Here is a 19,286-nt window from a genome sequence, read left to right as displayed (position 1 = left end):
TCAGACGGCCTCAAAAAATTTATTAATCATTGAATCATATCGTGCCACAGGCCGTCTGAAAAGGGAAGAAACGCCTTCCTTCAAGTTTAATGAAAGATAAGCATGATTACTCTAACGGATTGGCTTAGGCAATGTTGAAACCCCTACCCTGCTTTTTGTCTTTAACGGCCACTGCAAACCGGGCATTCGGGATTGTGTCTTACCCCGTATTGCTGCCACTTTCCGCTCAACGCGTTATAGGTAGAAAGTTTGCCGTGCGACGGCGTACCGATACCGGTCAGCACTTTGAGCGCTTCGGCGGCTTGGGTCGTTCCGATAATGCCGACCAATGGCGAAAAAACGCCAAACAATGCACAAGTGCCGTCGCTGGCTTGTTCTCCGTCAAACAGGCAGGCATAGCAGGGCGTATCGGGAAGATCGGGACGGTACACGGCAATTTGTCCATCAAAGCCGACGGCTGCAGCTGAAACCAAAGGCGTGCGCGTGGCAACGGCGGCGCGGTTGACCGCTTGGCGCGTGGGATAATTGTCGGAACAATCGAGGATGATGTCCGCGGCGTTTGCCAATTCGACAAGCCTGGTTTCATCGAGAAATTCGGCAATGGCTGTAATGTGTGTTTGGCTGTTGATCTGTTTCAGACGGCCTTGCATGACCAAAGCCTTGTTTTTGCCGATGTCGGCTTCGGTAAACGTGATTTGGCGTTGAAGGTTGGTCTCGTCGATGGTATCGGCATCGGCAATCGTCAGGCGGCCGATACCGGCGGCGGCAAGATACGGCAAGGCCGCCGCACCCAACCCGCCGCAACCGACAACGAGCACATGGGCGGCTAAAAGTTTTTCTTGGCCTTCGATACCGATTTCGTCAAGCAGGATATGGCGGCTGAACCGCAGGAGTTGTTGATCGTTCATCATAACAATAAGGCCGTCTGAAACCCAACGTTCAGACGGCCTGAGTGGTTTAGAAATTAATATTTTCGTAGGCGTTGTCAAACAGGAAAGGACGGCCTTCGCTGCTGGTTTCGGATTCAAGGCGGATGCCGCTGAGCATCATATTGCGGTCAACGTCTTTCATCATGTCGTAAACGCTCAAGAGCGCCAAATTGAGGCCGGTCAGGGCTTCGGTGGCAATGCTGCCGTTGCTGTGCGCTTGGACGGTCAATGTGGCTTTCAGGCAGGCCAGCTCGACGTTAATATCGAAATCAACCTGCACGCCGATGATGCGGCCGGGCAGGTGCAGCGGAATCAGGTTGCCGCTTTGTTTGATGTTTTGAATGGCGGCAACGCGGGCGATGGTCAGGATACTTGCCTTTTCGGTGGCATTCTCTATCAACACCCGTATCGCCTGCTGGCTCATGTTAACGGTGCCGACGGCGACGGCGGTGTGTTGTTCAGGAAAATCGGGCTGGTTGGGAAATTCAATCATGGTTTTCTCGCCTCTGTTTTGACAGCCAATATTTTACGGCATTTTACAGACACCGGCCACGCGGCGGATACGGACGGCTGTTTTCCGGTTTGAAATGTATCGGACGGCAGCATTGGCAGTTTACAAAAATTTGCTATACAATGGATTCGGGACAAACCCAAATTAACATTTAAATAAGAGAAAAATCATGCAACTGCATATCTTAAACAATCCTAAAGATGCCGCTCTGGCGGCGGATGCGGAATTTTTAAAACAGTCTCTTTTCAATCTGCTGCATGAGGAAGCGTCGCCTTTGGTGGTCGAAACCGTTAAGTTATTATCGACTTCAGACGACAGCGCTGCCTTGATTGAAAAGGTGTTGCCGCAATTAGATGAACAACAAACCCACGATTTAACCCTGGCCTGCGGCCTGTTCGCACAGATTTTGAACATCGCCGAAGACGTGCACCACGAACGCCGCCGCCAAATCCACGAAGAGGCCGGACACAACAGTGCCGAAGGCAGCCTGACGGAAACCGTGCGTAAACTCAAGGCCGGAAAAGTCAACGGCAAAGCGTTGCAACAACAACTGGACAATACAGTCGTTACCGCCGTTTTGACTGCGCACCCGACCGAAGTGCAACGCCAAACCGTCTTGAGCTTCAACCGCCGTATCCGCGCGCTGCTGCCGCAACGCGAACGCTGCACCAATCCTGATGCACTGGCTCAGTTGCGCCGCGAAATCGACACCGTGCTTTTGGGCTTGTGGCAGACCAGCGAAACGCGCCGCCACAAACTCAGCGTCAACGACGAGATCAACAACGGTGTATCCATCTTCCCGATGAGCTTCTTTGAAGCCCTGCCCAAACTCTACCGCACAATGGAACGCGATTTTCAGACGGCCTATCCCGGCGTCCGCGTTCCGAATATCCTTAAAATCGGCGGCTGGATCGGCGGCGACCGCGACGGCAACCCGTTTGTTTCTGCTGAAACCTTGCGTTTTGCGTTCAGACGGCATGCCGATGCAGTGTTCCGCTTCTATCGTGGCGAACTCGACAAACTCTACCGTGAATTGCCGCTCTCCATCCGCCGCGTCAAAGTCAACGACGACGTAATGGCACTGGCCGCCCTCTCGCCTGACGAAGAAATCGCCCGCACCGAAGAACCCTACCGCCGCGCCATCGCCTACATCATGGCACGCGCCATGGGCAAGGCACGCTCACTCGGTTTGGGCATGGGCTGCAAATTCGGCTTCCTCGAGCCTTATGCCACGGTCGAAGAGTTCCTCAACGACCTGAAAAAACTGCAACGCTCGCTCCACGAAAACGGCAGCCAACTGCTGGCAGAAGGCCGTCTGTCCGACATTATCCGCAGCGTGTCCGTGTTCGGCTTCCACATGATGCCGCTCGACCTGCGCCAACACGCAGGCAAACACGCCGATGTGGTTGCCGAGCTTTTCCAACACGCAGGCTTGGAAGACTACAACAGCCTGAACGAAGAGCAAAAACAAGCCGCCCTGTTGCGCGAATTGAGCCATCAACGTCCGCTGTACAGCCCGTTCATCACATACAGCGACCATACCCGCCACGAACTGGCAATTTTCAACGAAGCGCGCAAAATCAAAGACGAATTTGGCGAAGATGCCGTTACACAAAGCATTATTTCCAACTGCGAACAACCCAGCGACCTGCTCGCCTTGGCATTGCTGCTGAAAGAAAGCGGCCTGTTGGTGGTTGAAAACGGCAAACCGCACAGCCGCATCAATATCGTGCCTCTGTTTGAAACCATCGAAGCGCTCGAAAATGCCTGTCCGGTCATGGAAACCATGTTCCGCCTCGACTGGTATGACGCCCTGCTCGAAAGCCGCGGCAATATCCAAGAAATCATGCTGGGCTACTCCGACTCCAACAAAGACGGCGGCTACGTTACCAGCTCATGGTGTCTGTATCAGGCAGAGTTGGGCTTGGTCGAACTCTTCAAAAAATACGATGTCCGCATGCGCCTGTTCCACGGCCGCGGCGGCAGCGTAGGTCGCGGCGGCGGCCCTTCTTACCAAGCTATTTTGGCGCAACCTGCAGGCAGCGTTGCCGGACAAATCCGTATTACCGAGCAAGGCGAAGTCATTACCGCCAAATATGCCGACCCGGGCAATGCCCAACGCAACTTGGAAACCTTGGTTGCCGCGACGTTGGAAGCCAGCATCCTGCCGGATAAAAAAGACCCTGATGCCAAACTGATGCAGGACTTGTCGGACGTATCGTTCAAATACTACCGCGAACTGATTACCCACCCCGACTTCATCGACTACTTCCTGCAAACCAGCCCGATTCAGGAAATTGCCACCCTCAACCTCGGCAGCCGCCCCGCCAGCCGCAAAACCTTGGCGCGGATTCAAGACTTGCGTGCGATTCCGTGGGTATTCTCATGGATGCAAAACCGCCTCATGCTGCCGGCTTGGTACGGTTTCGGCAGCGCAGTGGAAACCTTGTGCGAAGGCAATCCCGACACACTGGCCGCCCTGCGCGAACATGCCCAAAGCAATCCGTTCTTCCAAGCCATGCTCTCCAATATGGAGCAAGTAATGGCAAAAACTGACATCACCTTGGCAGAAAACTATGCCGGCTTGAGCGAATCGCCAGATAAAGCAAAAGTCATCTTCGGCATGATTAAGGAAGAATACCAACGCAGCCGCAAAGCACTGCTCGACCTGTTGCAAACCGAAGAGCTCCTGCGCGACAACCGCAGCCTCGCCCGTTCGCTTGCCTTGAGGATTCCATATTTGAACGCCCTCAACGGCCTGCAAGTCGCCATGCTCAAACGCCTGCGCAAAGAGCCCGACAATCCTCACGCCCTGCTGATGGTTCACCTGACCATCAACGGCGTGGCGCAAGGTTTACGTAATACCGGTTAAGGCAGCACGGAAAAAGGCCGTCTGAAACAATTTTCAGACGGCCTTTTTATGATGAATATACACCAGCATTGCGGCTGTTTTGAGTACCTCTACAATATGCTATAATCCGCCGTTAAACTTTTATCTTTTCAGGAAAAACCATGAGCTTGAAATGCGGTATCGTCGGTTTGCCCAACGTCGGCAAATCCACCCTCTTTAACGCGCTGACCCAATCGGGTATCGAAGCGGCAAACTATCCTTTCTGTACCATCGAACCCAACGTCGGCATCGTTGAAGTCCCTGATCCGCGTATGGCCGAATTGGCAAAAATCGTCAATCCGCAAAAAATGCAGCCCGCCATCGTCGAATTTGTCGACATCGCCGGTTTGGTTGCAGGTGCGAGCAAAGGCGAAGGCTTAGGCAACCAGTTCCTCGCCAACATCCGTGAAACTGACGCGATTGTTAACGTCGTGCGTTGCTTTGACGACGACAACATCGTCCATGTCGCAGGCAAAGTCGATCCGATTGCCGACATCGAAACCATCGGCACCGAGTTGGCACTGGCTGACTTAGCCAGCGTCGAAAAAACCATCGTCCGCGAAGAAAAACGTGCACGCTCAGGCGACAAAGACGCGCAAAAACTGGTCGATCTGTGCAAAAAACTGCTACCTCATCTGGACGAAGGCAAGCCTGTACGCTCCTTCGGCTTAGACGCAGAAGAACTCGCCATGCTCAAACCACTGTTCTTGCTGACTGCCAAACCTGCCATGTATGTCGGCAACGTTTCCGAAGACGGTTTTGAAAACAACCCGCACCTCGACCGCCTGAAAGAATTGGCTGCAAAAGAAAACGCGCCGGTTGTGGCCGTATGTGCCGCGATGGAAAGCGAAATCGCCGAATTGGAAGACGATGAAAAAGCCGAATTCCTCGCCGAAATGGGCTTGGAAGAACCGGGCCTGAACCGTCTGATTCGTGCCGGCTACGACCTCTTAGGCCTGCAAACCTACTTTACCGCCGGCGTAAAAGAAGTCCGCGCTTGGACCATCCACAAAGGCGACACTGCGCCACAAGCCGCCGGCGTAATTCACACCGACTTTGAACGCGGCTTCATCCGTGCCCAAGTTATCTCCTACGAAGACTTCATCGCTTTAGGCGGCGAAGCCAAAGCCAAAGAAGCAGGCAAAATGCGTGTGGAAGGCAAAGAATACGTCGTACAAGACGGCGATGTGATGCACTTCTTGTTTAACGTGTAAGTAAGGTCGTCTGAAAGCATAAAGAATGCAAATCAAATTTGGTAGGCTAAGCTTTTCTTAGCCTACCTTCCTTCAAAGTTTAGGGAAAATGTCTAATATCAATCTTATAGATATTGTAAAAAATATATTTTATTTTATTGGTTCGTCAGCAGGATTATTTGCGGTTCTTCGCCCAGTATTTGAAAGCAAACTTCAACAAGATATTCAAAATGCTAGGAAAATAATTGAACGAATTGGAGAAAATAGGATTTTATACTTAGATTCAAGTATTTATTCCCATCGTTGTGTTTCTAGTGAATTTTTTGTAGATATAGATATTTTAAGTAATGATATTAGCGAGAAAAAACAATGCACACGCTTTTCCAGTCATATTTCATGCTATTTCGATACCGAACTAAAAGAAATTATAAATGAATATATCAACCTAAGAAGCTACATACAAGTTCCGGAATGGGAGCCTAGATACAATGACGATAATGGAAAATCAGCGTGGTATTTCAATAAGAAAGCTGAAAGTTTTTATCCATCAGGAGAGCATTTTCCCGCTAACTATCCGAAACATTTAGAAGAAGCTGCTAAAATAGCTGACAAAATAAAAATAAGATTTTTAAGATTCCAAGCATTAACTGAGCTTCATTACATAGAAACAATTTTTCACAAATGGACCGTAGCTAAATTATATAAAAAACATAACTTGACCGTATAAATAATGTTCAAAAGATCAAAAATTTAGAAATAATTAAATTCATGAAATTGCTAAATCAATATCTAGCCTATTTTAATCAACGGAAGTTTCAATGAAATCAGTTATCCAAGACCTACAATCGCGTGGCTTAATCGCCCAAACTACCGACATCGAAGCCTTAGACGCTTTGTTGAACGAACAAAAAATTTCCCTCTATTGCGGTTTTGACCCGACAGCAGACAGCCTGCACATCGGCCACTTGCTGCCTGTATTGGCATTGCGCCGTTTCCAACAAGCCGGCCATACGCCGATTGCTTTGGTGGGCGGCGCGACCGGCATGATTGGCGACCCAAGCTTTAAAGCCGCCGAACGCAGCTTGAATTCTGCCGAAACCGTTGCCGGTTGGGTTGAAAGCATCCGCAACCAACTGACCCCTTTCTTAAGCTTTGATGGCGACAATGCGGCCATTATGGCCAATAATGCCGACTGGTTCGGCAGCATGAACTGCCTCGACTTCCTGCGCGACATCGGCAAGCATTTCTCCGTCAACGCCATGCTGAACAAGGAATCTGTCAAACAGCGTATCGAGCGCGACGATGTGGGTATTTCCTTCACCGAATTCGCCTATTCCCTGCTGCAAGGCTACGACTTTGCCGAATTGAACAAACGCCACGGCGCGGTTTTGGAAATCGGCGGTTCCGACCAATGGGGCAACATCACTGCCGGTATCGACTTGACCCGCCGTCTGCACCAAAAACAAGTATTCGGCCTGACCCTGCCTTTGGTAACCAAATCAGATGGCACCAAATTCGGCAAAACCGAAGGTGGCGCAGTATGGTTGAACGCGAAGAAAACTTCTCCGTATCAGTTCTACCAATTCTGGCTGAAAGTGGCCGATGCCGATGTGTATAAATTCCTGAAATACTTTACCTTCCTGTCTATCGAAGAAATCGACGCCATCGAAGCCAAAGACAAAGCCAGCGGCACCAAACCTGAAGCGCAACGCATTCTTGCAGAGGAAATGACCCGCTTGATTCACGGCGAAGAAGCCCTTGCCGCCGCCCAACGCATTTCTGAAAGCCTGTTTGCCGAAGACCAAAGCCATCTCACCGAAAGCGACTTCGAGCAGCTGGCACTCGACGGCCTGCCGACTTTTGAAGTTTCCGAGAGCCTCAACGTGGTGGAAACTTTGGTGAAAACCGGTTTGGCGTCTTCCAACAAAGAAGCGCGCGGCTTTGTTAACAGCAAAGCGGTTTTGCTCAACGGCAAACCTGCCGAAGCCAACAATCCGAACCATGCCGCTGAAAAACCTGACGATGCCTACATGCTGACCGACGAACACAAACGTTTCGGCAAATACACCATCGTCCGCCGCGGCAAACGCAACCACGCTTTGTTGGTTTGGAAATAATCTTGAAACATTAAACGCATCGTTTAAAATAATCATGCCGTCTGAAATCAGCCACGCTTTTTTCAGACGGCATTTTCTATTGATGATATTCAGTTCTCCCAAAAAGAAAGGGCAGGTTTTGCACCTGCCCTTCTATTAAGTTATCCAATTTCTTTAAGAAACTTTTATCGCTTGCTTACTGCAAACGCTCATTTTCTTGGCGTACGGCATTCACCACATCCGCGCCAAACAAAGCGTTGACATCGGTTTCATCAAACACATACTTGGTATGGCAGAAATCGCAATCGATTTGAATGCTGCCTTGTTCTGCCACCACGCCGCCTACTTCCTGACCGCCAAGCATCAACAGCATATCGCTGACTTTGCCGCGGGAGCAGGTGCAGGCAAATTCAATGGCTTCCGGTTCAAAAACGCGGGGCGGGGTTTCATGGTAAAGGCGGTAAAGGGCATGATGCGCATCCAAACCAGTCAACTCTTGCGGAGTAAGCGTTTGTGCAAGCGTGGTCACATGTTCCCATGCGGCATCATCCAATTCTTCTTCCGGCAGGCGTTGCAGCAATAATGCACCTGCGGCTTGGTCGTCGGCGGCAAGCGTAATATAGGTATCGAGCTGCTCGGAACGTTTCATATAGTTGACCAGCATTTGCGCAATGCTGTCGCCTTCCAGCGGCACAACACCTTGCCAAGGGTCGGCATCTTTAGGCTGATGGGTCAAAACGAACACGCTGTTTTCGCCTAACAGCGCAGTCAGGCTTTCATCATCACGGATTTCAGCAGTTTCGTCCCAACGCGCGGTAGCACGGACAGTATTTTCAGAAGTCGCTTCCACCACCAACATTTTCAGACGGCCCTGACCTTGAACCTGAACAATCAGCGTACCTTCGTTTTTAAGGTTGGCAGACAATAAAGAACCGGCGGCCAACAATTCGCCCAATGCACGACGGATGGCGATAGGATAATGTTTTTGGTTGACGATGTGGTGCCAAACTTTTTCGAGGCGGATGTGCATACCGCGGATAGGCATATCGTCGAAGATAAAGCGTGTACGGATATCGCTGTGATTTTGTGTCATGTCAGTCTCTGAAAATAAATCAATGAATGCCGCTTATATGGTTGCAGCGGCGGATAAATCAAGCGAAACCGCGTTTGATGTTTTTCTAGTTTGTTTGGAAACAAGGGTTTAACGCAAAATAACAGCAGTTTTTTTGCCAAAAAGACGGTTTTTGAATACAATCAAGCAGATAACAAGAGAATGATACGGGATAACATCTCAGAAACCGGCAATGTGCCTGCAATCGGCAGGGAATGCCTTCTGAAACGGAAGTTTTTATAATGAATTTTTTACTCCGGCTCGCAGCAGTTTGGACTTCGGTCGCCATGCTTGCGAGCGTCAATTTTTCTTACGCCGATGATTTGGAAAACCTGATTACCACCCGTCAGCGTGTTTTAAACCAATTCAACGACAACGCCAACGTTTACGGCAATACGCGTCAGGCAACCCCTGTCCATCCCACCAATACCTATCCTGCCGCAAGCAACAATACGCGCGCACCTTCGGGCAATGCAGATGAGTTAATCGGCAGCGCCATGGGCTTGCTTGGCGTGGCCTACCGCTACGGCGGCACATCAGCCTCTACCGGCTTTGACTGCAGCGGCTTCATGCAACACATCTTTAAACGCGCCATGGGCGTAAACCTGCCGCGCACCTCTGCCGAACAGGCGCAAATGGGCGTTGCCGTGAACCGTTCGGAATTGCAGCCGGGCGACATGGTCTTTTTCCGCACCATGGGTCGCGGCCGTATTTCCCACGTCGGCCTTTACATCGGCAACAACAATTTCATTCACGCGCCGAGAACGGGCAAACGTATCGAAATTACCAGCCTCGGCCACAAATATTGGAACGGAAAATACGCCTTTGCCCGCCGCGTGAAGAAAAACGACCCATCCCGTTTCTTGAATTGAGGTGCACGATGGCGATGCCGCAAATGCCCAAATGGTATGACGACGACGGTCAGATTGTTTCCTGCACCGAAAAAGTCAAAGTCATGACCGAAAACTTAAACGAACTGTACCAAATAGCGCAGGACGCATTTGAAGACGCGCTGCTGATGGGTTGCTCCGAAAAACAGTTGCGCGAATACTTCCGCGACTTAATGGCCGGACTAGAAAACCCTTATCAAAAAAACGGTTAGTTATTCGATCCATACAAAAAAGGCCGTCTGAAAGTTTTTCAGACGGCCTTTTTTTATCGTGCCGATCCCTTACCCTATTGCTAACATTCCACAACGCGCACGGATACCGGTATGGCTTTTTTCTGCAAGGTAATTGCTAGACCGGCGAGTGAGGTTTCTTTGTAAGTTGCCTTCATATCGCGGCCGGTTTGCAGCATGGTTTGAATCACTTCATCAAGTGAGACTTTTTTGTCTGTGCCGTCTTCCAAAAGCGCGAGGGTGGCGAGTTTGAGGGCTTTTTCGGCGGCGATGCCGTTGCGCTCGATACAGGGGATTTGCACCAAGCCGCCGACAGGGTCGCAAGTCAGGCCCAAGTGGTGTTCCATGGCCATTTCGGCGGCGTTTTCCACTTGTTTCGGTGTACCGCCGATAACTTCGGCGTATGCGCCTGCCGCCATGGAACATGCCACGCCAACTTCGCCTTGGCAGCCGACGTCCGCACCGGAAATCGACGCGTTGGTTTTATACAAAATACCGATGGCGCCGGCAGTCAGAAGGAAATCTTCGACACGCGATTGGTTGGCGTGCGGATTAAATTTGCGGAAATAGTGCAAAACGGCAGGAATAATGCCTGCCGCGCCGTTGGTCGGTGCGGTTACGACACGGCCGCCGGCGGCATTTTCTTCATTGACCGCCATGGCGTACACCATCGGCCAAAGTTGGGTATTGACGATTTCGCTCTCGCGCAGGACTTTGAGTTTGGCTGCCAACTGCGGCGCACGGCGGCGAACGTTCAAGCCACCCGGCAACTGCCCTTCCGCACCCAAGCCGCGCTTGATGCAGTTTTCCATCACATCGGCTACGGCAGCCACACGGCGGCGCACTTCCGCCTCATCGCAACCTGCCAACGCCGCTTCATTGGCCAACACAACTTCGGAAATATTCAACTGGTTCAGACGGCATTGTGCCAACAACTCGTCGCAGTTTTTGTATGGATACGGCACATCGGCATTTTCCTGCGCCTCTTGTGCAAACCCTTCGTCTGTAACGACAAAACCGCCGCCGACCGAATAATAGATCTGCTCTTTCAGCTTCTGGCCGTCTGAATGGTAGGCAATAAAGTTCAGGCCGTTCGGATGTTTGGGCAACACTTTGTCGCCGCGGATATCCAAATCTTTTTCAGGATTGAAGGCCATTTCACGGCCGTTGAGTTTTAAAACGTGCTGCGTGCGGATACGTTCCAAGCGTTGAGGGATGTCCGCAAGCGGGATATCGTGCGGCAGGCTGCCTTCCAAACCGAGCAATAATGCGTCGAATGTGCCGTGTCCGATACCGGTCAAAGCAAGTGAACCGTACACTTCAATGACAATGCGCGCCACTTGTGTATCCAAGTTTTCGGCATTCAGCAAATCAGCAAAAGCGGCCGCGGCCTTCATCGGGCCGACGGTGTGCGAGCTGGACGGGCCGATGCCGATTTTGAAAATATCAAAGATGCTGATCATAATTTTCCTATTATTGTGTGTGCGGGCTGTGTTTTTCAGACGGCCTTAAGGCCTAAAGAGGAATCTTGTGCGCCGCTTGCCAATGCAAGTACCAAATGTCCGACAGTCATCAAAGGATCACCTGCTTCCGGCGAGGTGTATTTCAGCATCAGCGGTTTTTTACGCAAGGGTTCGTAATGGCTGACTTTACAATGCGGGTCTTCCAAACTTGTAGAACCGGCGCGGTATCTGTATGCCAACAGCCGTAAATCGTTCAAGTCCATCTTCATGCCGTTGTCCAGCAATTCGCGCAACTGGTTTTCCCAGGCAATATCGTTGCTTCCGTCTTTAATGGCAATCAAGATGGACTTTTCGAGGATTTTTTTGATGTGCTGGTTCAAGGAGCGGATTGGGAAATGCCCCAGCCACAACAAATCGGTCTCCGCAAATTGGGCGGAAAACTGCTCGATAAACCAGGAATGTAAACCTCGATAATCCGGCGAATGAAACAGGGTTGATTTAACCTTGTTGCCATCTTTATCCAACATGTAATGGCAGCCGATAATCACGCTGCAAGATTCGGCAGCCCATCTAGGAATAATGACTTTGGGGGTAAAGAGCGTTTCGAGGCGTTGCTCGGTAAATTGAGTGGTGAAATCGGGATTGTATTGCAACGATGTCGGCAAATAGCCGCGCCAAAGGTACATGCCGATCCTGTTTTCGCCGATGACATCCAAAAGTTGTTCCAGCATGATACGGCTAGGACATGAAATAAATTCGTCCGCATCCAGCGGAAAAACGAAATCTATCGCTTCATCTTTTGCTACAAGCTGCTTCATAAGCAGGTTTACCAATTGCTCTTGATTGTACTTGAGCGCTTGATATTGATAGATAAATATAGGCAAACCTTCTTCTTTCAATTGAATCAGGATTTCCCTTGTTCCATCGCTGCTGCCGTGATCGATGATGTGCATTTCATCCATCAGCTCGAGATTATGACGGACAAACGATTCGATAACGTCGTTTTCGTTGCGCACCATGCTGATGCTGATTAGTTTTTTTCCCATAAATTATGCAATGTATTGATAGGTTTTAATCATTTTTCAGACGGCCTTAATCCAGCCGGCAATGCGTTTTTCAATCGCTTCGGCACTCAAACCCAAGTCGTCCAGCAGTTTTTTCGGGTCGCCGTGTTCGGTAACTTTGTCTTCTACACCCAACAGCAACACCGGTTTGCAGATGCCGTGTTTCGCCAACACTTCCAACACCGCGCTGCCTGCGCCGCCTTGTTCGGCATTCTCTTCAGCGGTAACGATGTAGTCATGGCTTCGGGCAAGACGGACGATCAGTTCTTCATCTATCGGTTTGACAAAGCGCATGTCGGCAACGGTCGCGTTCAGCTTGTCGGCGGCGGTCAATGATGGGGCAACCATGCTGCCAAAGGCGATAATGGCAATTTTCTCGCCTTCGCGACGGATGATGCCTTTACCGATTTCAACGGTTTCCAGGCCGTCTGAAACGGTTGCGCCCGTGCCTGTACCGCGCGGATAACGGACGGCAGACGGCGAATTTGCCTGATAGCAGGTTGAGAGCAGCAGGCGGCATTCGTTTTCGTCGCTTGGTGCGGCAATAATCATATTCGGCACGCAACGCAAAAAGCTCAAGTCGTACAAACCGGCATGGGTCGGGCCGTCTGCACCGACAATACCTGCACGGTCGATGGCGAACAAAACAGGTAGGTTTTGCAAAGCAACGTCATGTACCAACTGGTCGTAAGCGCGTTGCAGGAAAGTGGAGTAAATCGCCACGACGGGCTTGATGCCTTCACATGCCAAACCGCCGGCAAAGGTAACGGCGTGTTGCTCGGCGATGCCGACGTCGAAATAGCGGTCGGGGAATCGCTGTTCAAACTCAACCAAGCCGCTGCCCTCGCGCATGGCAGGCGTGATGGCAACCAAACGCTCGTCAGCCGCCGCTTGGTCGCACAGCCATTGGCCGAAAACTTGCGTATAAGTCGGTTTAGCCGCGGCAGGTTTGACTTCCGGCGCAGGCACTTCGCTCGGCAGCTTGGAGACAGCATGGTATTTGACAGGGTCGTTTTCGGCGAATTTGTAGCCGTTGCCTTTTTTGGTGATGACGTGCAGCAACTGAGGGCCTTTGCGGCCGCGCAAGTCTTTTAATACGTCCACCAGATTTTCAACGTTGTGGCCGTCCACCGGGCCGGTGTAACGGAAACCGAAGTTTTCAAACAAAGACAGCGACTGTTTGGCATGTTCCGCTTCGCCTGCCAAGGTTTTGATTTTGTTTTCGACTTTTTGGGCAAGCTCCATCGCTCCGGGCAATTTATCTAATACTTTGCTCGATTGGGCTTTGATGGTGCTCAATAGGCCGTGCATATCGCGCACGACGTTGCTGGCAAGATATTTCGGCAGCGCGCCGACATTGGGGGAAATCGACATTTCGTTGTCGTTGAGGATAACCAGCAAATCGACATCCATATCGCCTGCGCAGTTCAGGGCTTCAAACGCCTGACCCGCCGTCATGGCGCCGTCGCCGATGATAGCGACGCTGCGGCGGTTATTGCCCAACTGTTTGTCCGCAACGGCCATGCCCAAAGCCGCGCCTATGGATGTGGAAGAATGCCCCACGCCGAACGCGTCGTATTCCGACTCGCTGCGTTTTGGGAAACCCGCCAAACCGCCGTATTGGCGCATGGTGTGCATTTGATTTTTGCGGCCGGTGAGGATTTTGTGCGGATAGCTTTGATGGCCGACATCCCAGACCAAATGGTCTTCTGGCGTGTCGTACACATAATGCAGCGCCACCGTCAGCTCGACCGCGCCCAAGTTACTGGCGAAATGGCCGCCCGTCTTACCGACGGAATCCAACAGAAATTCGCGCAATTCGGCGGCGACTTGCGGCAGCTGTTTTTTCTCCAGACAGCGCAAATCCTGAGGCGTATCGATAATATCGAGCAAAGGGCTTGGGTTCATGATTTTTGGCGGTGATTTTTTGTGTAACGGACGATTATATCAAGAGATTGCACAACTTGTTACAAATGCTTTCAGACGGCCCGAACCTTTATCCTTTATAATACTGCCAACTGAAAACACAAGGCCGTCTGAAATGACCCAAAACGCAAACAACCTCTGCTGGCTCGATATGGAAATGACCGGCCTCAACCCGGAACACGACCGCATTATCGAAGTCGCCATGATCATTACCGATTCCGATTTGAACGTACTGGCACAATCGGACGTTTACGTCATCCATCAAAGCGACGAGTTGCTCGACGGCATGGACGAGTGGAACACCGCCACCCACGGCCGCACCGGTCTGACCCAACGCGTGCGCGAATCCAAACTGACCGAAGCTGAAGTCGAGCAAAACCTGTTGGACTTCATGTCCGCATGGATACCCGAGAAATCCACGCCCATGTGCGGCAACTCCATCCATCAAGACCGCCGCTTCATGGTCAAATACATGCCGCGTTTGGAAGCCTATTTCCACTACCGCAACTTAGACGTGTCCACGCTGAAAGAGTTGGCCAAACGCTGGAATCCGGCCGTCGCCAAAAGCGTGGTCAAACGCGGTTCGCACAAGGCATTGGACGACATCCTCGAAAGCATCGAAGAAATGCGCCATTATCGCGAGCATTTCCTCAAACTCCCTTCCGAACAATAATCCCAAGGTCGTCTGAAACAGGTTTTACACCGTTCAGACGGCCTCATCAGCTTCCCTCATCTCATGAAAATCACCAAAATTTTTACCTTCGATTCCTCGCACATGCTCGACGGGCATGACGGCAAATGCCAAAACCTGCACGGCCACACCTACAAACTCGAAATCACTGTCTCCGCGCCCGTTATCCAAGGCGGCGCAAAAGACGGCATGGTGATGGACTTTACCGACCTGAAATCCATCGTCAAACAACACATCAACGACCCGTTCGACCATGCCTTCATCTATCACGGCAACAACGAACGCGAAAGCCAAATCGCCGCGCTTTTGGAAGGCTGGAACATGAAAACCCTGCGCCTGCCCTGCCGCACCACCGCCGAAAACATGAGCGTAGAAATGTATGGCCGTCTGAAAAACGCCGGTGTCAAAGTGTGCAGCGTGAAACTATGGGAAACGCCGACCTCGTATGCGGAATATGAAGGGGAATAAACCGGCATTTTGTATTTTTTCAGACGGCCTGTTCCCCCAACATATCCATACGCTAAACATCAAAAGGAATCTTCATGAAAATCATCTCCACCCTCCTCGTCCTTTTCGTCGCTGTCGAACACTTCTACATCGCCTGGCTCGAAATGACGCAAATCCCAAGCGAAAAAGCGTCAGAGCTGTTCAACATGCCTTACGAATTTATGGAACAAAAACGCGTACAAACCCTGTTTTCCAACCAAGGCCTGTACAACGGCTTCCTCGCCATCGGCTTGGTATGGGCGCGCTTTGCCGCACCCGACAACGCGGTTTACGGCGCGACCATCCTGTTCCTCGGCTTCGTCCTCATCGCCGCCGCATGGGGCGCGTTTTCATCCGGCAACAAAAGCATTTTGCTCAAACAAGGCTTGCCGGCATTTTTGGCCGCAGCAGCCGTCATTGCCGCTTAAGCACACCCAGCCATTCTTTCCTATTGAACTGACAGAAAGAATGGCTGCCTCAACCGATTTCTCAAAACGCTTCACCACAACGATTCAATCCCACACACCCGACATTCATGACCATTCACATCACGCCGAACAATCCCCAATACCGCATTGTCGAAATCTTTGAAAGCCTGCAAGGCGAAGGCTGGAATACAGGCATGCCCGCCGTTTTCATCCGTTTGGGCAAATGCAATCTCGCGTGCAGCTGGTGCGATACCGACTACCTTAAATTCGGCATGATGAGCCTGTCCGATATTTTAGGCCGTCTGAAAACCTACACGGCGCGCAACATCATCATTACCGGCGGCGAACCTACCATCCAACCGCATTTGGATACCCTGCTCAATGCACTCAAAGCCGAAGGCTATTTTCTGTGTATCGAAACCAACGGCCTCAACCCCGCGCCGCCGCAAATCGACTACGTTGCCACCAGTCCCAAAGCCTGTTACGCCGCTAAATACGAAAAAAGTTGCATCGAGAAAGCAGACGAAGTGCGCATTGTCGCCGACGGTGATGTCATTTCGTTTTGCCAAGAGATGGAACGCAAAATCCGCGCCCGACATTACTATCTTTCCCCCTGCGAACAAGACGGCGCAATGAATATCTACGACACCATCCGCCAAATCGGCGTGTTAAACAGCCGAGCCGACGCCCCCGTCCATTGGCAACTGAGCGTACAAACGCATAAATGGGCAGGAATAGAATAATTCGTTTGAAATCAATTAAAAACAAAACCTTTACAAAATATTTAATGTAAATACCATTCCATATTCGACCAAATGCACTACTGGCAATGCTCTCAGGCTGTCTGAAAACCCTATTTCAGACGGCCTTTTTTATTACAAACCCCTTGACCGATTACATAAGATTACGTAAAGTGTGCAACAGTTTTCATAAATTGGTAAAACCAATTTACCTGATAACTGATTGCATCTAAAAAGGTGGCAATCCTTATTCGAAAAACATCTATTACTCAACACATCGCATCAAACCGCCATTGATTGACGGTTATGATGCCCGTTGCCCCGAGGATAATCCCATGGCTCTCTTTCTCAGTATTTTTCCCATCGTGCTGCTGATCTGGCTGATGGTTAAGAAAAACAGTATGCCGTCCTACGTCGCGCTGCCGATTACCGCCGCGCTGATTTATGCCATCAAACTGTTTTATTTCGGCGACAACGCCATGTTGCTCAACGCAACAGCCGCGTCCGGCCTCGTCTCTACCCTGACCCCGATTACCGTGATTTTCGGTGCCATTATGTTCAACCGCATGATGGAAACCACCGGCTGTATCGACGTCATCCGCAAATGGCTGGCCACCATCAGCCCGAACCCGATTGCCCAATTGATGATCATCGGCTGGTCTTTCGCCTTTATGATTGAAGGCGCGTCCGGTTTCGGTACGCCTGCCGCCATTGCCGCGCCAATCCTGATGAGCTTGGGCTTCAACCCGTTAAAAGTAGCCATCTTCGCTTTGGTGATGAACTCCGTACCTGTTTCCTTCGGTGCAGTAGGTACTCCGACTTGGTTCGGCTTTGCGCCTTTGGGCTTGGATCAAAAGAGCATTATGGAAATCGGTATGCAAACCGGCGTCATGCACTTCTTTGCTGGTTTCATCATCCCCGTCATCGGCTTGAGCTTCATCGTACCTTGGGCTGAAATCCGTAAAAACCTGGGCTTTATCGGTATCGCCGTATTCTCCTGTACCCTTCCTTACGTTGCATTGGCGATGGTCAATGAAGAATTCCCATCTCTGGTTGCCGGCGCAATCGGCCTGATGGTGTCCGTATTCGCAGCAAACCGCGGCTGGGGCTTGAGCAAAGATTACGCCAAAGACCCGAATGCAGAAAAAGTACCTTTCGCACAAGTTGCCAAAGCACTGGCTCCTTTGGGTATGCTGATCGGCATGCTGGTGGTAACCCGTATCAAACAGTTGGGCATCAAAGGCCTGCTGACCAGTAAAGAAGAATGGTTCAGCTTCCAACTGCCGTTTAACTTATCCAAAATTACCGTCAGCGACTCCCTGACCATTACCTTCGGCAACATCTTCGGCCAAGGCGTGAACGCTTCCTACCAAACCCTCTACGTTCCGGCTTGGATTCCGTTTGTCTTCACCGTTTGGATCTGCATCCTGCTGTACCAAACCAAATTCAAAGATGCATGGTCTTTCTACGCGGCAACCTTCAACCAAACCAAAAAACCTCTGCTTGCCCTGATGGGTGCGCTGATTATGGTTCAGCTGATGATGGTTGGCGGCGATGACTCCATGGTGAAAATCATCGGTAAAGAGTTTGCCGCGATGGCAGGCGAACACTGGGTGTACTTCTCCCCTTACCTTGGCGCAATCGGTGCATTCTTCTCCGGTTCCAACACTGTATCCAACCTGACTTTTGGTCCGATTCAACAACAAATCGCGCTTGATACCGGCCTGTCCGTTACCCTCATCCTCGCCCTGCAATCCGTCGGCGGCGCAATGGGTAACATGGTCTGCATCAACAACATCATCGCCGTATGCAGCGTGTTGAACGTGAACAACGCCGAAGGTGCCATCATCAAGAAAACTGTCATCCCAATGACCATCTACGGCATCATCGCCGTGACTGTGGCTGCAATTTTCTTTTTGTAAACCGCTTCATATCAAAGGCCGTCTGAATATTCAGACGGCCTTTTTTGTATTCTTTCGCTATATTTCTTAAAGAATCATTAATGTATATATTCCGCAACAACCCACATAACTACTTTGCAACACCAAATTACAAACAACTTTCTATTAATAAACAATCGGGTAATCATAAGTAAACACTGTTTTGCAATTTACCTAATTGCCACTACCGACAAAACGCCTAAAATACGCTTCATCTGCAAACGGAAACCCTTTCTCACTTTGCAAGATAACACACAACCCTCATATGGAGCTTAGATCATGAAATTACTTTCTGTTATCACTGCAGCCGCATTGGCTACTGTTTCCTTCTCTGCTGCCGCTGCACCTGCCGGCTTCGTTTCTTACCGTTGTGACGGTGGCAAATCACTAAACGTGATGTACGGCTTTGACCGTAGCGGCCGTGCAGTTACTGCTGACGTAAACGCCGGTGGCAAAAAAGCCTCTTTGGTTGTCGACAAAAAACGTTCTGACAGCACTGGCACTACTTTCACCAACCGTCGCGGCTATGTAATGTCTGCCGGTTTCATCGACAAAAACACCCACACTACTTCTGAAGTAGTTGGCGTGAACGCCCCTAACGGCTCATTCCTGGTGAAAAACTGCGAACCACGTCCACGTTAATCCCAGTCTTCCTATTTAGCCGAATCATCCCGGTTTGATAGAAAGGCCGTCTGAAA

18 protein-coding genes are annotated in these 19,286 nt (G+C 50.7%); 12 read left to right on the top strand and 6 right to left on the bottom strand.

The features are described 5' to 3' along the window. Positions 1-161: 161 nt before the first annotated feature. Positions 162-908 (bottom strand): HesA/MoeB/ThiF family protein, encoded by a 747-nt coding sequence (locus ACTHSA_RS02715; protein WP_440368174.1) that lies wholly within the window; start codon positions 906-908, stop codon positions 162-164. A gap of 49 nt (positions 909-957) precedes the next feature. Further along, on the bottom strand, positions 958-1,422 hold the full coding sequence (locus ACTHSA_RS02710) for a cyclic pyranopterin monophosphate synthase MoaC (RefSeq protein WP_070625157.1): 465 nt from the start codon (positions 1,420-1,422) through the stop codon (positions 958-960). Between the two features lie 187 nt (positions 1,423-1,609). Here ACTHSA_RS02710 and ppc point away from each other — a divergent pair, with 187 nt between their 5' ends. The 4 genes from ppc (at position 1,610) to tyrS (ending at position 7,640) form a co-directional block, all read left to right on the top strand. Beyond that, positions 1,610-4,312, top strand: coding sequence for a phosphoenolpyruvate carboxylase (gene ppc / locus ACTHSA_RS02705; RefSeq protein ID WP_440367954.1), 2,703 nt, complete (start codon positions 1,610-1,612; stop codon positions 4,310-4,312). 140 nt (positions 4,313-4,452) lie between these two features. Continuing rightward, entirely contained in the window at positions 4,453-5,544 is a 1,092-nt protein-coding gene (ychF, locus tag ACTHSA_RS02700; RefSeq protein WP_004519534.1) for a redox-regulated ATPase YchF, read from the top strand. A gap of 88 nt (positions 5,545-5,632) precedes the next feature. Continuing rightward, a complete protein-coding gene (locus ACTHSA_RS02695) occupies positions 5,633-6,250 on the top strand; it encodes a hypothetical protein (RefSeq protein WP_004519533.1) in 618 nt (205 codons plus the stop codon). 91 nt (positions 6,251-6,341) lie between these two features. Further along, positions 6,342-7,640 (top strand): tyrosine--tRNA ligase, encoded by a 1,299-nt coding sequence (gene tyrS / locus ACTHSA_RS02690; protein ID WP_004519532.1) that lies wholly within the window; start codon positions 6,342-6,344, stop codon positions 7,638-7,640. Between the two features lie 175 nt (positions 7,641-7,815). On the opposite strand, the gene hslO is transcribed toward tyrS, so the two are convergent. Further along, on the bottom strand, positions 7,816-8,712 hold the full coding sequence (gene hslO / locus ACTHSA_RS02685; protein ID WP_004519531.1) for an Hsp33 family molecular chaperone HslO: 897 nt from the start codon (positions 8,710-8,712) through the stop codon (positions 7,816-7,818). A 260-nt stretch (positions 8,713-8,972) separates the two neighbouring features. Here hslO and ACTHSA_RS02680 point away from each other — a divergent pair, with 260 nt between their 5' ends. Both ACTHSA_RS02680 and ACTHSA_RS02675 read left to right on the top strand, forming a co-directional pair. Beyond that, the gene (locus tag ACTHSA_RS02680) at positions 8,973-9,602 is read left to right on the top strand and encodes a C40 family peptidase (RefSeq protein WP_039862067.1); all 630 of its coding nucleotides are present in this window, start codon (positions 8,973-8,975) and stop codon (positions 9,600-9,602) included. Between the two features lie 8 nt (positions 9,603-9,610). Continuing rightward, positions 9,611-9,832, top strand: a complete 222-nt coding sequence (locus ACTHSA_RS02675) for a hypothetical protein (protein ID WP_004519529.1) — start codon at positions 9,611-9,613, stop codon at positions 9,830-9,832. A gap of 80 nt (positions 9,833-9,912) precedes the next feature. Here the strand turns inward: ACTHSA_RS02675 and ACTHSA_RS02670 are convergent, their stop codons facing one another. Genes ACTHSA_RS02670 through dxs form a run of 3 tightly spaced genes read right to left on the bottom strand, consistent with a single transcriptional unit; the run spans position 9,913 to position 14,285 of the window. Continuing rightward, complete coding sequence (locus ACTHSA_RS02670; protein WP_440378795.1) at positions 9,913-11,313, bottom strand: L-serine ammonia-lyase; 1,401 nt, start codon at positions 11,311-11,313, stop codon at positions 9,913-9,915. Between the two features lie 35 nt (positions 11,314-11,348). Next, a complete protein-coding gene (locus tag ACTHSA_RS02665) occupies positions 11,349-12,359 on the bottom strand; it encodes a glycosyltransferase family 2 protein (RefSeq protein ID WP_004520400.1) in 1,011 nt (336 codons plus the stop codon). Positions 12,360-12,395: 36 nt separating this feature from the next. Continuing rightward, positions 12,396-14,285 carry a 1-deoxy-D-xylulose-5-phosphate synthase gene (gene dxs / locus ACTHSA_RS02660; protein ID WP_004520402.1) on the bottom strand — a complete coding sequence of 630 codons (1,890 nt, stop codon included), beginning with the start codon at positions 14,283-14,285 and terminating at the stop codon, positions 12,396-12,398. A 133-nt stretch (positions 14,286-14,418) separates the two neighbouring features. On the opposite strand from dxs, the gene orn reads away from it, so the two are divergent. The 6 genes from orn (at position 14,419) to ACTHSA_RS02630 (ending at position 19,230) form a co-directional block, all read left to right on the top strand. After that, the gene (orn, locus tag ACTHSA_RS02655) at positions 14,419-14,976 is read left to right on the top strand and encodes an oligoribonuclease (protein ID WP_039862353.1); all 558 of its coding nucleotides are present in this window, start codon (positions 14,419-14,421) and stop codon (positions 14,974-14,976) included. Between the two features lie 63 nt (positions 14,977-15,039). Beyond that, on the top strand, positions 15,040-15,462 hold the full coding sequence (gene queD / locus ACTHSA_RS02650) for a 6-carboxytetrahydropterin synthase QueD (protein WP_004520403.1): 423 nt from the start codon (positions 15,040-15,042) through the stop codon (positions 15,460-15,462). Positions 15,463-15,536: 74 nt separating this feature from the next. Further along, positions 15,537-15,908, top strand: a complete 372-nt coding sequence (locus ACTHSA_RS02645; RefSeq protein ID WP_004520404.1) for a DUF1304 domain-containing protein — start codon at positions 15,537-15,539, stop codon at positions 15,906-15,908. A gap of 107 nt (positions 15,909-16,015) precedes the next feature. After that, positions 16,016-16,651 (top strand): 7-carboxy-7-deazaguanine synthase QueE, encoded by a 636-nt coding sequence (locus tag ACTHSA_RS02640; RefSeq protein ID WP_049343538.1) that lies wholly within the window; start codon positions 16,016-16,018, stop codon positions 16,649-16,651. 332 nt (positions 16,652-16,983) lie between these two features. After that, positions 16,984-18,570, top strand: a complete 1,587-nt coding sequence (locus ACTHSA_RS02635) for an L-lactate permease (protein WP_440367363.1) — start codon at positions 16,984-16,986, stop codon at positions 18,568-18,570. Positions 18,571-18,867: 297 nt separating this feature from the next. Next, positions 18,868-19,230 carry an ACP-like domain-containing protein gene (locus ACTHSA_RS02630; protein ID WP_003748906.1) on the top strand — a complete coding sequence of 121 codons (363 nt, stop codon included), beginning with the start codon at positions 18,868-18,870 and terminating at the stop codon, positions 19,228-19,230. Positions 19,231-19,286 lie beyond the last annotated feature (56 nt).

This window comes from Neisseria sp. P0008.S002 (assembly GCF_051962805.1).
In the GTDB taxonomy this organism is placed as follows: Bacteria; Pseudomonadota; Gammaproteobacteria; order Burkholderiales; family Neisseriaceae; genus Neisseria; species Neisseria perflava.
The sequence above is the reverse complement of the archived record's forward strand: the minus strand, read 5'-3'. Positions and strand labels throughout refer to the sequence as shown.